The sequence below is a fragment of the Kitasatospora sp. NPDC090091 genome, assembly GCF_044747365.1.
Classification (GTDB): Bacteria; Actinomycetota; Actinomycetes; order Streptomycetales; family Streptomycetaceae; genus Kitasatospora.
In genome coordinates this window covers 29,152-43,983 of the sequence record NZ_JBIVDY010000006.1, presented here as the reverse complement: position 1 = coordinate 43,983, position 14,832 = coordinate 29,152, and the positions used below count along the sequence as shown (strand labels likewise).

Sequence of the window (14,832 nt, the reverse complement as noted above, 5' to 3'; positions counted from 1 at the left end):
GAGAGACCGAGTTGACCACCGCACCGCTGATCGGCGCCGGCGTGATCGTCCCCACCGGGGACGGCCGGGTCCTGATCGGCCGCCGGACCACCTCCGGCGAGCCGCCGACCTGGAGCCTGCCCGGCGGCAAGGTGGACGCCCCCGGTGAGTCCTTCGAGCAGGCCGCCGCACGGGAGTTGGCCGAGGAGACCGGCATCGTACTGCCGGCCGGGGAGATGCGGGTGCTGGGCGTCCTGCTCGACCACGAGCTCGGCCGGCCCCGGCTGACCGCGGCCGTCCTCGCGCCGCCGAGCCTGGCCGCCGCCGAGGTCACCGAACCGCACGCCTGCGCCGGCTGGGAGCGGTTCCCGCTGGACGCCCTGCCGGAGCCGATGTTCTACCCGTCCGCACTGGTGCTGGGCAGTTGGCTGACGGACCGTCCGTCCGCCCTGCGCCCGGGCACGTACGCGTACCCCGTCGCCCGCTGAGCGCGGACGACGGGGCACGGCCGGGGCGCCGCCCCGGCGGCCCGGGTCAGCCGTTGCGGGCCGCCTCGGGGCCGGTGATCCGCTTCAGCAGCGGCAGCGTCGAGGCGACGATCCCGAGCGCGGCCGCCAGACCGAGCGCAACCAGGACGAAGTACACCGCACCCGGCGACACCAGGTCGTAGTGCATCTGGGACGTGAGGAACATCGCGGACGCCGCGAAGCCCGTCCCGGTCGCGATCGCAGCCACCACCAGCAGCGGCAGCGCACTCTCCAGCCCGATCACCCGCTGCAGCAGGCGCAGCGGCGCCCCGGTGAGCCGCAGCATCGCGAACGGCCGCCTGCGGTCGGACAGGCCCGCGACCACGCTCACCGCCAGGCTGCAGCCGGCGATCGGCAGGGTGGTCAGCAGCACCACGTTGGCCAGCTGCCGCCACCCCGCCAGCTCCTTCTGCTGGGTGGAGCCCCAGTCGCCGACCGTCCGGGCCTGGTACCCCGGGTGGGCCCGGGTGAGCAGCGTCCGGACCCGCTCCATGGCCGCGGTGGAGCCGTCGGTGGTCACGTAGAGGTTGCGCACCGGCAGCGCGGCCGCCTCCTCCACGGAGACCGGTGCGGCCGTCCACTCCATGTCGGCGGTGGAGTGCAGGCTGAGGAAGCCCCACGGCGGGACGCCGACGACGCTCGCGCCGGCCGGGCAGCGGCCCACCACCGGGACCTGGGCGAGGTCGGTGCAGAGCACCAGGTTCGGCGCGAACCCGGGGGCCTCGCCCGGTAGCGCGCCGACCGCCTTCGGGTTGTCGTGGCCCAGCGCGAGGCCGCGGAAGCCGGGCACCGCCCGGAGGTCCGCCAGCAGCTGCGCCGACACGGCGTCCGTCATCGGGGGGTCCTCCACCAGGCCGCTCTGCTCGACGGCGACCCGGGTCTGCGGGTCCCCGCTGAGGGTGCCGCGGTTCTCGTTGATGGTGCCGATGATGCAGACCGTCGCCGTGGTGACGAAGAGCGCGAGGACGAGGCCGGCGACCGAGCGGAAGCCCGCCTTCGGGTCGTCGGCGAGCCGGCGGACGGCGATCAGGGTGGCCGGCCGGCTGGTGCGCCGGGCCACGCTCCGGGCCGCCGCCATGGTCAGCCAGGGTCCGGCGATCACCAGGCCCAGCATGATCACCAGGAAGCCGGTCAGGTAGGCCGCGGTCTGCCCGTCGGTGGTCTCCGGGCGGCGGTCGGCGAAGTAGCCGAGCTCGGCGAGGCCGCCCAGCAGCGGAACCAGCCGCCAGGCGCTCGGCGGCTTCGGGGTCACCCGGCGGGTGACGCCCAGCGGCGAGATCGTGACCCGCCGCAGGGCCAGCCGGGCCGCGACCGCCGCCGCCAGCGGGACGCCGAGCGCGGTCGCCACGGCCTGGAGCGGAGTGATCGTCAGGTCCTCGGCGAAGAACCGGTCCCCGGTGAAGGGGACGGTCGCCACCAGCGGGCGCAGCAGCAGGAACAGGCCGAAGCCGGCGGCGGTACCGGCCGCCGCGGCCACCGTGGACTCCACCGCCGAGATCAGCGAGACCTGCCGCGGGGTGGCGCCGACCAGCCGCATCGCGGCGTAGCGCTGCTCGCGGGTGGCGGCGGAGAGCCGGGTCGCGGTGCCGATGAAGACGACCACCGGGAAGATCAGCGCGCCGGCGACCACCGAGAGGATCAGCGTCATGGCGTCGCCGCGCACGCCCGTCCCGGGGCAGTAGTCGTGCTCGCAGGAGGGCGGGAGGGCGGTGGCGATGGTGGTCACCCTGCTCGCGCCGGGCATGTGCTCGATCTCCGCCGGGGCGCGGCCCTCGATCAGGTAGAGCGAGTCCGGGGAGGGCAGCGCCTCGTCGCCGAGGATTCCGGCCAACCGGCCGGGGAAGCGGTCGCCCAGCTCCGCGGCCGGGGTCCTGCGGAGCAGCTCGGCGAGCGCGGGCGAGGCGTAGTACTCACCCGGCGCGGGCAGCCGGTCGAGGCCCGGGGGGACGGGCGCGGTCGGCCCGGTGGCGGCGACGTCGATCCGAAGGATCTCCCTGCCGTCGAAGTAGTCGCCGTGGTCCCACCACCAGAGCGGGTCCACCGGTGCGGTCTCGGTGCGGCTCACCGCGCCGGTGTTGGTCCACAGCTGCCGCTCGTTGGACTCGTCGACGGCGCTGATGCCGGCCAGCGTGGAGAGCAGCAGGCCGACGCCGATCGCCACGGCTGCGGCGATCATGACCAGCCGGGCCACGGCCTCCCGTCCGCCGCTGACGGCGAGGCGGAGCGCGAAGGCGATCACGAGGCGACCTGCTCCGGTGCGAGCCTGGTCGTCCTGGCCCTGCCGTCCCGGACCATCGCCTCGCGGTCGGCGTAGGCGGCGACCCTGGGCTCGTGGGTGACCAGGACGACGGCGGTGCCCTGCTCACGGGCGGCGCCGACCATCAGCTCCATCACCTGCTCGCCGGTGAGCGAGTCCAGCGCCCCGGTCGGCTCGTCGGCGAAGAGCACCTGCGGACGGGCCACCAGCCCGCGGGCGAGGGCGACCCGTTGGGCCTGTCCGCCCGACAGCTCGCCGGAGCGACGCCGCTCCATGCCGTCCAGGCCGAGCCGGGCGAACCACGGGCGGGCCTCGGCCAGTGCGGCCGCCCGCTTGGTGCCGCGCAGGAGTAAGGGCAGGGCCACGTTCTCCTCGGCGGTCAGCTCGGGGACGAGCTGGCCGAACTGGAAGACGAAGCCGAAGGTGTCGCGGCGCAGGGCGCTGCGCTCGGCCTCGGTCATGGTGTCGAGCCGGCGTCCGGCGAAGTGCACCTCGCCGGAGTCGGGGGTGAGGATGCCGGCCAGGCAGTGCAGCAGGGTGGACTTGCCGGAGCCGCTGGGCCCCATGATAGCGAGCACCTCGCCGGCGTCGACGGCCAGGCTCGCGCCGCGCAGGGCGGGGGTCTCGCCGAAGGAGAGGGTGAGGTCGCGGGCCTCGATCAGCGTGGTCACGGGCGCACCGCCTCGGCGAGCGCGTCCAGGCGGGCGGCGGTCAGGTCGATCCAGCGCAGGTCTGCCTCCAGGTGGAAGAGCCCGTGGTCGGCGAGCAGGGCGTCCACCAGGGCGCCGCTGCGGCGGACTTCCGTCAGTTCGCGCATCCGCCGCAGGTGGGCGGCGCGCTGGGTGTCGAGGTACACCTCGGCGTCGCGGCCGAGCATCAGGGCGAGCACGACCTTGGTGAACAGCACCGACTGCAGGTTCGGCTCGGGTGCCACGGGCTCGGTGAGCCAGTGCTCGAACTCGGTCACACCGGCCTCGGTGATGACGTACCGCTTGCGCTCCGGCCCGTCGCCGGGCTCGGCCTCGCCGGCCACCACCTTGCCGTCCCGGGCGAGCCGCCCGAGCGTGGCGTAGACCTGGCCGTACGGGAGGGGCTTGCCGCGTCCGAAGAAGGCGTCGTAGTCGCGCTTGAGGTCGTAGCCGTGGCTCGGCTCCCGCTCCAGCAGCCCGAGGAGGGTCAAAGGAACACTCATGGAAGAAACATACACCAGAGGTATACTCCGAGTGTATAGCTGGCGAGAATACGGCGCTGACCTGCGAAGACGTTGAATCGGCGGAGGCGCGAGGGGCCGAGAGGAGGCGCGAGGGGCCGAGAGGAGGCGCGAGGGGCCGAGAGGAGGCGCGAGGGGCCGAGAGGAGGCGCGAGGGGCCGAGAGGGGGCGCGGGGGGCTGAGGAGGGGGGCGCGGGGGGCTGAGGAGGGGCGCGGGGCGCTCGGCACCCGCCCGGTGACGGCGGCCGGAGCGGGGGCGGCCCCACGCCGCCGCCCGCTCCCGCACCGCGGCCCGACGGGCCCCCACAGCGGGCCGGGCCTGCCGCGTCCCGGCACGTGGAGGACGCGGCTGCCCCCAGCCTGCCCCGCCGACCCCTCCCCCGCCGAGGGCCGAACGGCCCTGCCGCAGCCGGCCGGCCAGTGTCCAACGTCCCTTTCCGCCACCGGGGAGCCGGCATCGGACGTCCCGGTGGTGCGGGCGCGCACGGCTCTTGTGCCGGGCGTCCGGCAGCGGGAGATTGGGTGCCGGACGCCCGGCGGACCGCCCCTGGTCCCGTCCGGGCGCGCCCGTCGCCGTGCCCGCGCCGACCCCGAGGAGCCACGCCGTGTCCAGCACACCCCGCCCGCCGCGGCCGGCGTCGCCGCCGCGGCGCGCCGCCCGGCAGCTGCGGCGGGCCTTCGGCACCCGCCGCCACCGGCTCCGCGAGCCGCTCGCCCGCCCGTTGGACCGCTCCCGCAGCCGGGCCCGGGCCGCGGCGGCGCTGGCGCTGCTGCTCGCCCTCGCCGTCTCCGTCGGCGGCGCGTTACTCGCCCACCGGGCGACCGTGCGTGCGGCCGCGGCCGACCGGGCCCGCCTGAAACCGGTCGAGGCCACCGTCCTCGCCACTGAGCAGCCCACCGCCACCCCCGGCGCCCGCTGGTCCGGCGACTACCAGGAGCGCACCACCGTCCGGGCCACCTGGACCGCGCCCGACGGACAGCCGCACACCGGCAGCGTCCAGGTGCGCCGCACCGTCGTGGCCGGATCCACCGTCACCCTCTGGGTCGACCGGGGCGGAACGCCCCACGACACCCCACCGTCCGCGGTCGGCCTGGCCGTCGAGGCGGTCTGCTTCGGCCTCGCCGGCTTCGCCGCCCTCGGGACCGGCGTCGGCGGCGCGCTCGCCCTGCGGCTGCGCGTCCTCGACCGCCGCGCCGACCGCGCCTGGACGCGATCCTGGGCCCACCACGAACCACTGTGGAGCGGCCGCACCGCCAGCAGCCCCGGCGGCCCGCAGGACGACTAGGACGTCCGGCCGAGACACTCCCCAGAACCTGAAAGGGCCTCCGTGCACATCGCCTTCACGACCGATCGACTCACCGCCCGGCTCTGGGAGCCGGGCGACCTGGATCGCGCGTACGAGCTCTACTCCCGCTGGGAGGTGATGCGCTGGCTCGGCGCCGAGCCCAGGGCCCTGGAGTCCCGGGCCGAGGCCGCGCAGCTGATCGAGCGGTTCCGCGACCGCTCGGCCGACCCCCGCTACGGCGTGTGGGCGCTGGAGCAGCGGGAGACCGCGACGGTGATCGGCTCCGTCCTGCTGGTCCCGCTGCCCGACGGGGACGGCGCCGTGGAGGTCGGCTGGCACCTGCACCCCGACTCCTGGGGCCACGGCTTCGCCACCGAGGCCGCTCGGGGAGCGCTGGCCAAGGGCTTCGCCGAGGGCCTGGCCGAGATCCACGCGGTGGTGCGCCCCGGCAACGCCCCTTCGGCAGCGGTCTGCCGGCGGCTCGGCATGGCGGCGATCGGTCGTACCGACCGCTGGTACGGCGTCGGGATGGACGCCTTCCTGGCCGTCCCGACGCCCGCCGACGGGGCGGGCGGGAAAAGCGGTGCGGCCGGTGCGCCGGGGGACGCCGGCGCAACCCGTCGGCTCGCCCTCGACCTGCCGGCCGAACTCGTGGACTGGGTCCGGGCGTTCGCCGAGGTCTCGCACCGGCGGGTCGAGGACGTGGTCGGCCCGCTGATCGCCGCCGAACGGGCCCGGGTCGAGGCCGGTTGGCACGGCACCCCGGAGCGGCAGGCCCGCTGAGGCCTCCGCGCCGCCGGCTTCCCCGGGCTCAGGGGGCGCCGTCCGGGGCGGTCCAGGCCGGGGCGGGGGCGCCCGGGCGGGTGGTGCCGGCGGCGCGGGTGAGGAGGGCGACGGCGACCAGCAGGGCGAGGGCCACGGCGAGGGCGCCGGTGATGTGGGCGTGGAGCACCAGCAGCGCGCCGAGCACCGCGCCGCCGAGCATCCAGACCGCGGAGGCGAGGCGCCGCCGCCCCGCCCGGTCGGCGGCCAGGGCGGTGATGGTCATGGTCAGCACGGTGGTGGTGAGATCGGGCACCTTCAGGTGGCGGACCACCGCGTTCTGCCACCCCATCGCGAGGCCGAGCAGCCCGATCAGGCCGTACCGGGCCGGGTCCGCGGTGTGGTCCGCCAGGGCCGCGAGCAGGGTGGCGCCGGCCAGCAGCACCACCTGGACGGAGACCCCGACGACGAGCAGCCGGCCGCGGTGGCCGGGGAGGATCTCGCCGAGCCGGCCGCCGGCGAGCGCGCCCAGCAGGAAGGCGGCCAGCGCGGCGAGCGAGGCGGTGGCGGAGAGGCCGGGCGCGCCGGCCAGGGCGAAGCCGAGGAAGACCACGTTCCCGGTCATGTTGGCGACGAAGACGTGGCCGAGGGCCAGGTAGCTCACGGCGTCCACCAGGCCGGTGACGACGGTCAGGGCCAGCAGCATCGGCACCAGCGGGCCGTGGCGTGGGTCGCTCTTCATCGCGCTCCTCCTCCGGTCGTGCGTGCCCGGCGGTTCCGGCACCACGTCCGTTCTACGCCCGACCGGCTGCCCGGGAGACGACGCCGCCCCGCCCCGGGAGAGGCCGGGGCGGGGCGGGGCCGGGAGGCGTACGCCGCCGGACGGGCGGCCGGTCGGGCGCCGGAGGCCGTCCCGGCGGCCCTCGGCGGTCCTCAGCAGTCCTTGAGGGTGGTGCAGAGCGCCGAGTCCATCGCCTTGGCCACGTCGGCGTCGGCCGGGCCGGCCCACGGGACCTTGGGCTGGGCGCCGCTCTTGCCGGTGGTCCAGACGGCCAGCTCGTTCACCGTGCCGTCCGGGGCGGTCAGGTACTCGTGCAGGGTGACGGCGTTGCCGCCGGCCTGCGGGACGGTCACCGTCGCGGCGAAGTAGTTCGCGTCCTCGGGGCTGGTCACCTTGACCGTGGCGCCCGGGGCGGTCTTCGCGCAGGCCTTGACCTCCTCCCGGAGGTCGCTGAAGACCGCGTGGGCGCTCTGCGCGACGCCGCTGCTCGGGCGCGGGTCGCCCTCGTACAGCAGGGTCTGCTGGGCCTGCCACTGGTCGGGGCCGCCGGCGCCGAGCAGGGACTGCGCGGCCGCCCGGCCGGTGCCGAGGTCCGCGGTGTCCGGGGACAGCTTCGCGTGGCAGAGCTCCTGGAGCTTGAACGTGGGCGCGCCGGCGACGGACTTGGCGGTGCCGGCGGGGGCGGGCCAGTGGTAGGTCGCGTCCAGCGGGATGCTGCGCGGGTTGATCCAGGCGCCGGCCGGGACGTCCCGGGAGCCGGCGGCCCCCGTGGCACCGGCCGCGGACGGCTTGGCGGCGCCGCCCGACGGCTGCGCCGCGCCGGTGCCGGTGCCCGTTCCGCCGGCCGGGGCGGTCGCGGCCGGGCTCGCGGCCTTGCTCGGCGCGGCGTTCTGGTCCCCGCCGTTGTCCGGCCCGCAGGCGCTGAGCGTGCCGAGGCAGGCGATCGCCGCGACGGCGGCCACCGCCGTTCCGGCGGTGCGGTTGGTGCGGGCGGTGCGGTTGGTGCGCAAGGTGTTGCTTCCTTCCCCCGAGGTGGTGTCGTCCGCCGGCACCGGTGGGGCCACCGGCCGCCTGACCCCTGATCAGCTCCGTTGCGGCCCCCCGCGCCGACGGCGTCGAAACCTAGTGCGAACGGCGACGCTGCGCAAAACGGGTCCGCCCGCCGACCGGGGCGCGCTCCAGGGCGGGAGCCAGTTTTGAACACGTTCATTTATGCCCTACGCTCGGACCGACACCACGAGAGGGGGCTCGATGCGCTTCGTCATACCCGGCGGAACCGGACAGATCGGCCGGATCCTGGACCGCGCGCTGACCGAAGAGGGCCACGAAGTCCTGGTCCTGACCCGCCGGCCGCGCGCCGACCGCGAGCTCTACTGGGACGGCCGCACCCTCGGCCGCTGGGCCGAGGCCGTCGACGGCGCCGACGCGGTGGTCAACCTCGCCGGGCGCAGCGTCAACTGCCGCTACACCGATGCCAACCAGCGCGAGATGCTGCACTCCCGGGTGGACTCCGCCCGGGTCGTCGGCGAGGCGATCGCCGCCGCGAAGCGCCCGCCGCGGGTCTGGCTGCAGATGAGCACCGCCACCATCTACTCCCACCACTTCGGCGCACCGCACGACGAGGAGAGCGGCGTCCTCGGCGGCGGCGAGCCCGACGTGCCGCGGTACTGGGACTTCAGCGTCGACATCGCCAAGGCCTGGGAGCGCGCGCAGGAGCTCTCCCCCACCCCGCAGACCCGCAAGGTCGCGCTGCGCTGCGCGATGGTGATGAGCCCCGACCGCGGCGGCGCCTTCGACATGATGCTGCGGCTGGCGCGCTGCGGGCTGGGCGGCCCGATCGGCGGCGGCTCGCAGTACATGTCCTGGATCCACGACCGGGACCTGGTGCGTGCCGTGCGGTTCCTGCTCGACCGGGAGGAGCTGGCCGGCCCGGTCAACCTCGCCGCGCCGCACCCGGTGGCGCAGCGCGCGTTCATGCAGGCGATCAGGCGCGCCTGGGGGATTCCGGTGGGCCTGCCGGCCACCCGGTGGATGGCCGAGGTCGGCGCCTTCGCGCTGCGCTCGGACACCGAGCTGCTGCTGAAGAGCCGCACGGTGGTGCCCGGGCGGCTGCAGGAGGCAGGGTTCGGCTTCGAGCACCCGCAGTGGCCGGCCGCCGCCGTCGACCTGGCCCGGCGCCGCCGCTGGCGCCCGGCCCGTTCCTCCCCTGCCTCCTCGCCTGCGCCCCGTACCCCTGACCCCGGCACCTGACCGCGGGCCGGCCGACGGAACGGCCGGCGACTGCAGGGGCCCTCCGAAGGAGTCTGCAGGTACGACCACGCCGCGAAAACGGCCGAACTCCCCGTGCCGGGCCGGGTAGTGTGCCCGTATGGATCTCAGTGGATTCCCCTTCACCGCCACCGACTGGAGCCAGGTCCGCGAGGACCGCAAGCCGGGTGAGAGCGGTGAGGTGGCCAGCCGGGTACAGCACTTCGGCGGGGTTCGGGTCCGCCGGGTGGACTACAGCCCCGGGTACGTCGCCGACCACTGGTGCCGCAAGGGGCACGTGCTGTACGTCCTGGCGGGCGAGCTCGTCACGACGCTCGACGACGGCCGCGTCGTGGTCACCCCCCAGGGCGGCAGCTACCAGGTGGCCGACGACGCCGAGGCGCACCGCTCCAGTGCGCCGACCGGCGCCAGCCTGCTGATCGTCGACTGACGAACGGGTGCCGGAGCCGGCCTCGGCGCGCCGGCGGACGGGGGCGGCCTCGGCCTACGGCCGGACGGCGCCGACGTTCGACACCGCGAGCGGGCGGCAGTGCAACCGATTGCAGAGGGAGTGCAAGGTCACACCCGCTGCCTCTGCTGCACCCCCGCCGACGGGCGCTAACCTGCCGGACATGACGGTCCCGCCCGAAGGGCTCCCCCTGGCTGCCGAGTTCCCGGCCGCACATCGTGAGCAGTGGCAGCACCTCGTCGAGGGCGTGCTGCGCAAGTCGGGTGCGCAGCCCGCGGACGGCGGGGCGGCCGAGCACGCGCTCACCACCGCACTCCAGGACGGGCTGCGCGCCCGCCCGCTGTACACCGCCGAGGACTCCGCCCCCGAGGCCGGCTACCCCGGCTTCCCGCCGTTCGTCCGCGGCGGGCGGCCGCAGGGCGCCGCGGTGTCCGGCTGGGACGTGCGCCAGCGCCACGCCGACCCCGACGCGCGCCGCACCAACGAGGCGGTCCTCGCCGACCTGGAGAACGGCGGCAGCTCGCTCTGGCTGGAGCTGGGCGGTGACGCCCTGCCCATCGCGGCGCTGCCCGCGGCGCTCACCGGCGTCTACCTCGACCTGGCCGGCGTCACCCTCGACGCCGGCGCCGAATTCGGTGCAGCCGCCGAGCAGTTGTTCAAGCTCTACCAGGAGCGCGAGGTCTCCCCCGGGGCCGCCGCGGGCAGTCTCGGCGCCGACCCGCTGGGCCTGGAGGCCCGCACCGGCGAGGCCGGGCGCACCGAGGCGCTGCTCGCCGAGGCCACCGCGCTCGCCGCCCGCTGCGCCGACGGCTACCCGGGCCTGCGGGCGCTGACCGTCGACGCCCTGCCCTACCACGAGGCCGGCGCCTCCCCGGTGCAGGAGCTGGGCTGCTCGCTGGCCACCGGCGTCGCTTACCTGCGCGCGCTCACCGACGCCGGGCTCCCGGTGGACACCGCCCTGGGCCAGCTGGAGTTCCGCTACGCGGCCGACGCCGACCAGTTCCTGACGATCGCGAAGTTCCGGGCCGCGCGCCGGCTCTGGGCCCGGGTGGCCGAGGTGTCGGGCGCAGCGCCGGAGGCCTCGGCGCAGCGGCAGCACGCCGTCACCTCCCCGGTGATGATGACCGCACGCGACCCGTGGGTGAACATGCTGCGCACCACGGTGGCCTGCCTGGCCGCCGGGGTGGGCGGCGCCGACGCGGTGACCGTCCTGCCGTTCGACAGCGAGCTGGGCCTGCCGGACGCCTTCGCCCGCCGGATCGCCCGCAACACCCAGGCGATCCTGCTGGAGGAGTCGCACCTGGCCCGCGTGGTCGACCCGGCCGGCGGCTCCTGGTACGTCGAGCAGCTGACCGACGAGCTGGCGCACGCCGCCTGGGCCTGGTTCCAGGAGATCGAGCGGGCCGGCGGCCAGCGGGCCGCGCTGGGCTCCGGGCTGGTCGGCGAGCGGATCGCCGCCACCTGGGCGGAGCGCTCCGCGAAGCTCGCCAAGCGGCGCGAGCCGATCACCGGCGTCAGCGAGTTCCCGAACCTGGACGAGCAGTCCCCGGTGCGCGAGCCGGCCCCGGCCGGGCCCGCCGGCGGGCTGCCGCGGGTCCGGCGCGCCGAAGCCTACGAGGCGCTGCGCGCCCGCTCGGACGCCCACCTGGCGGCCACCGGCGAGCGGCCGAAGCTGTTCCTCGCCTCGATCGGCGGTGCCGCCGCGCACACCGCGCGGACCACCTTCGCCGCCAACCTGTTCCAGGCCGGCGGCATCGCCACCGCCTCGCTGGAGGGCACCGACCCGGCCGCGTTCGCCGAGGCCTTCGCCGCCTCCGGCGCACCGGTCGCCTGCCTCTGCTCCAGCGACCCGCTGTACGACGAGCACGCCGCGGCCGTCGCGGCCGCCCTGAAGGCCGCCGGCGCCCGGCAGGTGCTGCTGGCCGGCCGGCCGGGCGACCGGCGCGAGGCCCTCCAAGCCGCCGGGGTGGACGCGTTCGTGTTCGCCGGCGGCGACGCCGTGGCGACCCTGACCGGCCTGCTCGACCTGATCACCGACGAAAGCGGAGTGGCACGATGATCCCCGACTTCACCGGCATCGGGCTGGACCGGGACGGCTCCGCCGACGTCACCGACGGCCAGTGGCGGTCCGCCTGGCGGCAGGCCACCGGCAAGGACGTCGACGAGCTGGTCTGGGACACCCCCGAGGGCATCGGCGTCAAGCCGCTGTACACCGCGGACGACCTGGCCGGCCTGGACTTCCTGGACACCTACCCGGGCATCGCCCCGTACCTGCGCGGGCCGTACCCGACCATGTACGTGAACCAGCCGTGGACGGTCCGGCAGTACGCCGGCTTCTCCACCGCCGAGGAGTCCAACGCCTTCTACCGCCGCAACCTGGCGGCCGGCCAGAAGGGCCTCTCGGTCGCCTTCGACCTGCCGACCCACCGCGGCTACGACAGCGACCACCCGCGGGTCACCGGCGACGTCGGCATGGCCGGCGTGGCGATCGACTCCATCTACGACATGCGCCAGCTCTTCGACGGCATCCCGCTGGACCGGATGTCGGTGTCGATGACCATGAACGGCGCGGTGCTGCCGGTCCTGGCGCTCTACATCGTGGCCGCCGAGGAGCAGGGGGTGCCGCCGGAGAAGCTGGCGGGGACCATCCAGAACGACATCCTCAAGGAGTTCATGGTCCGCAACACCTACATCTACCCGCCGCAGCCGTCGATGCGGATCATCTCGGACATCTTCGCGTACACCTCGCAGAAGATGCCGCGGTACAACTCGATCTCCATCTCCGGCTACCACATCCAGGAGGCCGGGGCCACGGCCGACCTGGAGCTGGCCTACACCCTGGCCGACGGGGTGGAGTACCTGCGGGCGGGTCTGGACGTGGGGCTGGACGTGGACGCCTTCGCGCCGCGCCTGTCGTTCTTCTGGGCGATCGGGATGAACTTCTTCATGGAGGTCGCCAAGCTCCGCGCGGCCCGGCTGCTCTGGGCCAAGCTGGTCAAGCAGTTCGACCCGAAGAACGCCAAGTCGCTGTCGCTGCGCACCCATTCGCAGACCTCCGGCTGGTCGCTCACCGCGCAGGACGTGTTCAACAACGTCACCCGCACCTGTGTGGAGGCGATGGCGGCCACCCAGGGCCACACCCAGTCGCTGCACACCAACGCGCTGGACGAGGCGCTCGCGCTGCCGACCGACTTCTCGGCCCGGATCGCCCGAAACACCCAGCTGCTGCTCCAGCAGGAGTCCGGCACCTGCCGGTCCATCGACCCGTGGGGCGGCTCGGCGTACGTCGAGAAGCTCACCCACGACCTGGCCAACCGCGCCTGGCAGCACATCCTGGAGGTCGAGGCGGCCGGCGGCATGGCCAAGGCGATCGACGCCGGCATCCCGAAGCTCCGGGTCGAGGAGGCCGCCGCGCGGACCCAGGCCCGGATCGACTCCGGCCGGCAGCCGGTGATCGGCGTCAACAAGTACCGGGTGGAGAGCGACGAGCAGATCGACGTGCTCAAGGTCGACAACTCCTCGGTGCGGGCGCGCCAGATCGAGAAGCTGCGCCGGCTGCGCGACGAGCGCGACGAGGCCGCCACCCAGGCCGCCCTGCACGCGCTGACCCGGGCCGCCGAGGCCGGCCCGCAGCGCGGGGGCGCGCTGGACGGCAACCTGCTGCACCTGGCCGTCAACGCGGCCCGGGCCAAGGCCACCGTCGGCGAGATCTCGGACGCCCTGGAGAAGGTGTACGGCCGGCACTCGGGCCAGATCCGTACGATCTCCGGTGTGTACCGAGACGAAGCGGGCCAGTCGGCCCCCCTCCAGCGCACCCGGGACCTGGTCGAGCGGTTCGAGCAGGCCGAGGGCCGCCGCCCCCGCATCCTGGTCGCCAAGATGGGCCAGGACGGCCACGACCGCGGCCAGAAGGTGATCGCCACCGCCTTCGCCGACCTCGGCTTCACGGTGGACGTCGGCCCGCTGTTCCAGACCCCGGCCGAGGTGGCCCGCCAGGCCGTCGAGGCGGACGTGCACATCGTCGGCGTCTCCTCGCTGGCCGCCGGGCACCTCACCCTGGTGCCGGCGCTGCGCGCCGAGCTGGCCGAGGCCGGCCGGGAGGACATCACCATCGTGGTCGGCGGGGTGATCCCCCCGCAGGACTTCGACGCGCTGTACGAGGCGGGCGCCGCGGCGGTCTTCCCGCCCGGCACGGTGATCCCGGACGCCGCCTACGACCTGCTGAAGTCGCTGGCGGCCGACCTCGGCCACGAGCTGTGAGCCGCTGACCCTCATGCCACCGCGGACGATCGACCTCGACAGCTATGCGACGGGCGTCCTGGACGGCTCGCGCGCCTGGATCGCGCGGGCCGTCACCCTCGTCGAGTCCACCCGGCCCGACCACCGCGCGCTGGCGCAGCAGTTGCTCCGGCGGCTGCTGCCGCATGCGGGCGACGCGGTCCGGGTGGGCATCACCGGCGTTCCGGGCGTCGGCAAGTCGACCTTCATCGACTCCTTCGGCACGATGCTCACCGGCCTGGGCCACCGGGTCGCGGTGCTGGCCGTCGACCCGACGTCCAGCCGCACCGGCGGCTCCATCCTGGGCGACAAGACGAGGATGGAGCGCCTGGCCGTCGACCGGAACGCCTTCGTCCGCCCCTCCCCCACCTCCGGCACGCTCGGCGGGGTCGCCAAGGCCACCCGGGAGTCCATGGTGGTGATGGAGGCGGCCGGCTACGACGTCGTCCTGATCGAGACGGTCGGCGTCGGGCAGTCGGAGACGACGGTGGCGGGGATGGTCGACACCTTCCTGCTGCTCAGCCTGGCGCGCACCGGCGACCAGTTGCAGGGCATCAAGAAGGGCGTGCTGGAGCTGGCGGACGTCATCGCCGTCAACAAGGCCGACGGCCCGCACGAGACCGACGCCAAGGCGGCCGCTCGCGAACTCGCCGGCGCCCTGCGGCTGTTGCAGGCGCCGGACGCGCCGTGGACGCCGCCGGTGCTGACCTGCAGCGGCCGCGACGCCGCCGGCCTCGACGTGCTGTGGGAGCGCATCCAGCAGCACCGCAAGGTCCTCGACGCCACCGGCGCGCTCCAGGCCAAGCGCCGGGACCAGCAGGTCGAGTGGACCTGGGCCATGGTCCACGACCAGCTCTGGTCCAGGCTCCACGAACACCCGGAAGTCCGGCGCCTCGCCCCCGAGTTGGAGCAGCAGGTGCGCGCCGGTTCACTGCCCCCCGGCCTGGCCGCGCAGCGCATCCTCGACGGCTTCTTCGGCGCCTCGGCCGACTGAGCCCCACCCGGACCAACGACCACGGGGAGGACCCCGGACCGC

The 14,832-nt window shown here is 75.2% G+C and carries 13 protein-coding genes; 8 read left to right on the top strand and 5 right to left on the bottom strand.

The window, feature by feature from the left end; translation table 11 throughout:
• The first annotated feature begins 11 nt into the window (after nt 1-11).
• The gene (locus tag ACIPSC_RS12135) at nt 12-467 is read left to right on the top strand and encodes an NUDIX hydrolase (RefSeq protein WP_400825061.1); all 456 of its coding nucleotides are present in this window, start codon (nt 12-14) and stop codon (nt 465-467) included.
• A gap of 46 nt (nt 468-513) precedes the next feature.
• Here ACIPSC_RS12135 and ACIPSC_RS12130 read toward each other — a convergent pair whose 3' ends face one another.
• Genes ACIPSC_RS12130 through ACIPSC_RS12120 form a run of 3 tightly spaced genes read right to left on the bottom strand, consistent with a single transcriptional unit; the run spans nt 514 to nt 3,955 of the window.
• Nucleotides 514-2,745 carry an FtsX-like permease family protein gene (locus ACIPSC_RS12130; RefSeq protein ID WP_400825058.1) on the bottom strand — a complete coding sequence of 744 codons (2,232 nt, stop codon included), beginning with the start codon at nt 2,743-2,745 and terminating at the stop codon, nt 514-516.
• Nucleotides 2,742-3,434 carry an ABC transporter ATP-binding protein gene (locus ACIPSC_RS12125; protein ID WP_400825057.1) on the bottom strand — a complete coding sequence of 231 codons (693 nt, stop codon included), beginning with the start codon at nt 3,432-3,434 and terminating at the stop codon, nt 2,742-2,744. Before ACIPSC_RS12125 ends, ACIPSC_RS12130 begins: the two co-directional genes overlap by 4 nt.
• Nucleotides 3,431-3,955 (bottom strand): PadR family transcriptional regulator, encoded by a 525-nt coding sequence (locus ACIPSC_RS12120; protein WP_400825056.1) that lies wholly within the window; start codon nt 3,953-3,955, stop codon nt 3,431-3,433. Before ACIPSC_RS12120 ends, ACIPSC_RS12125 begins: the two co-directional genes overlap by 4 nt.
• A gap of 623 nt (nt 3,956-4,578) precedes the next feature.
• On the opposite strand from ACIPSC_RS12120, the gene ACIPSC_RS12115 reads away from it, so the two are divergent.
• Complete coding sequence (locus ACIPSC_RS12115; RefSeq protein ID WP_400825055.1) at nt 4,579-5,259, top strand: hypothetical protein; 681 nt, start codon at nt 4,579-4,581, stop codon at nt 5,257-5,259.
• Nucleotides 5,260-5,301: 42 nt separating this feature from the next.
• On the top strand, nt 5,302-6,042 hold the full coding sequence (locus ACIPSC_RS12110) for a GNAT family N-acetyltransferase (RefSeq protein ID WP_400825054.1): 741 nt from the start codon (nt 5,302-5,304) through the stop codon (nt 6,040-6,042).
• Nucleotides 6,043-6,070: 28 nt separating this feature from the next.
• Here the strand turns inward: ACIPSC_RS12110 and ACIPSC_RS12105 are convergent, their stop codons facing one another.
• Both ACIPSC_RS12105 and ACIPSC_RS12100 read right to left on the bottom strand, forming a co-directional pair.
• Nucleotides 6,071-6,763, bottom strand: a complete 693-nt coding sequence (locus ACIPSC_RS12105) for a YoaK family protein (RefSeq protein ID WP_400825053.1) — start codon at nt 6,761-6,763, stop codon at nt 6,071-6,073.
• Between the two features lie 191 nt (nt 6,764-6,954).
• Nucleotides 6,955-7,812: a hypothetical protein gene (locus ACIPSC_RS12100; RefSeq protein WP_400825051.1), complete on the bottom strand. Its 858-nt coding sequence runs from the start codon at nt 7,810-7,812 to the stop codon at nt 6,955-6,957.
• A gap of 241 nt (nt 7,813-8,053) precedes the next feature.
• Here ACIPSC_RS12100 and ACIPSC_RS12095 point away from each other — a divergent pair, with 241 nt between their 5' ends.
• The 5 genes from ACIPSC_RS12095 to meaB all read left to right on the top strand — a co-directional run bounded on the left by ACIPSC_RS12095 (nt 8,054) and on the right by meaB (nt 14,790).
• A complete protein-coding gene (locus ACIPSC_RS12095; RefSeq protein ID WP_400825050.1) occupies nt 8,054-9,052 on the top strand; it encodes a TIGR01777 family oxidoreductase in 999 nt (332 codons plus the stop codon).
• Nucleotides 9,053-9,170: 118 nt separating this feature from the next.
• A complete protein-coding gene (locus ACIPSC_RS12090; RefSeq protein WP_400825048.1) occupies nt 9,171-9,500 on the top strand; it encodes a DHCW motif cupin fold protein in 330 nt (109 codons plus the stop codon).
• Nucleotides 9,501-9,681: 181 nt separating this feature from the next.
• Nucleotides 9,682-11,577, top strand: a complete 1,896-nt coding sequence (locus ACIPSC_RS12085; RefSeq protein ID WP_400825047.1) for a methylmalonyl-CoA mutase family protein — start codon at nt 9,682-9,684, stop codon at nt 11,575-11,577.
• Nucleotides 11,574-13,778: a methylmalonyl-CoA mutase gene (scpA, locus tag ACIPSC_RS12080; RefSeq protein WP_400825045.1), complete on the top strand. Its 2,205-nt coding sequence runs from the start codon at nt 11,574-11,576 to the stop codon at nt 13,776-13,778. The genes ACIPSC_RS12085 and scpA overlap by 4 nt, the downstream gene beginning before the upstream one ends.
• A 13-nt stretch (nt 13,779-13,791) precedes the next feature.
• Entirely contained in the window at nt 13,792-14,790 is a 999-nt protein-coding gene (gene meaB, locus ACIPSC_RS12075; protein WP_400825044.1) for a methylmalonyl Co-A mutase-associated GTPase MeaB, read from the top strand.
• Nucleotides 14,791-14,832 lie beyond the last annotated feature (42 nt).

What these genes read in the sequence shown, in the direction of transcription:
- ACIPSC_RS12095 (WP_400825050.1), top strand. Translation starts at nt 8,054, where the DNA reads ATGCGCTTCGTCATACCCGGCGGAACCGGACAGATCGGCCGGATCCTG.
- scpA (WP_400825045.1), top strand. Translation starts at nt 11,574, where the DNA reads ATGATCCCCGACTTCACCGGCATCGGGCTGGACCGGGACGGCTCCGCC.
- ACIPSC_RS12085 (WP_400825047.1), top strand. Translation starts at nt 9,682, where the DNA reads ATGACGGTCCCGCCCGAAGGGCTCCCCCTGGCTGCCGAGTTCCCGGCC.
- ACIPSC_RS12105 (WP_400825053.1), bottom strand. Translation starts at nt 6,763, where the DNA reads ATGAAGAGCGACCCACGCCACGGCCCGCTGGTGCCGATGCTGCTGGCC.
- ACIPSC_RS12120 (WP_400825056.1), bottom strand. Translation starts at nt 3,955, where the DNA reads ATGAGTGTTCCTTTGACCCTCCTCGGGCTGCTGGAGCGGGAGCCGAGC.
- ACIPSC_RS12090 (WP_400825048.1), top strand. Translation starts at nt 9,171, where the DNA reads ATGGATCTCAGTGGATTCCCCTTCACCGCCACCGACTGGAGCCAGGTC.
- meaB (WP_400825044.1), top strand. Translation starts at nt 13,792, where the DNA reads ATGCCACCGCGGACGATCGACCTCGACAGCTATGCGACGGGCGTCCTG.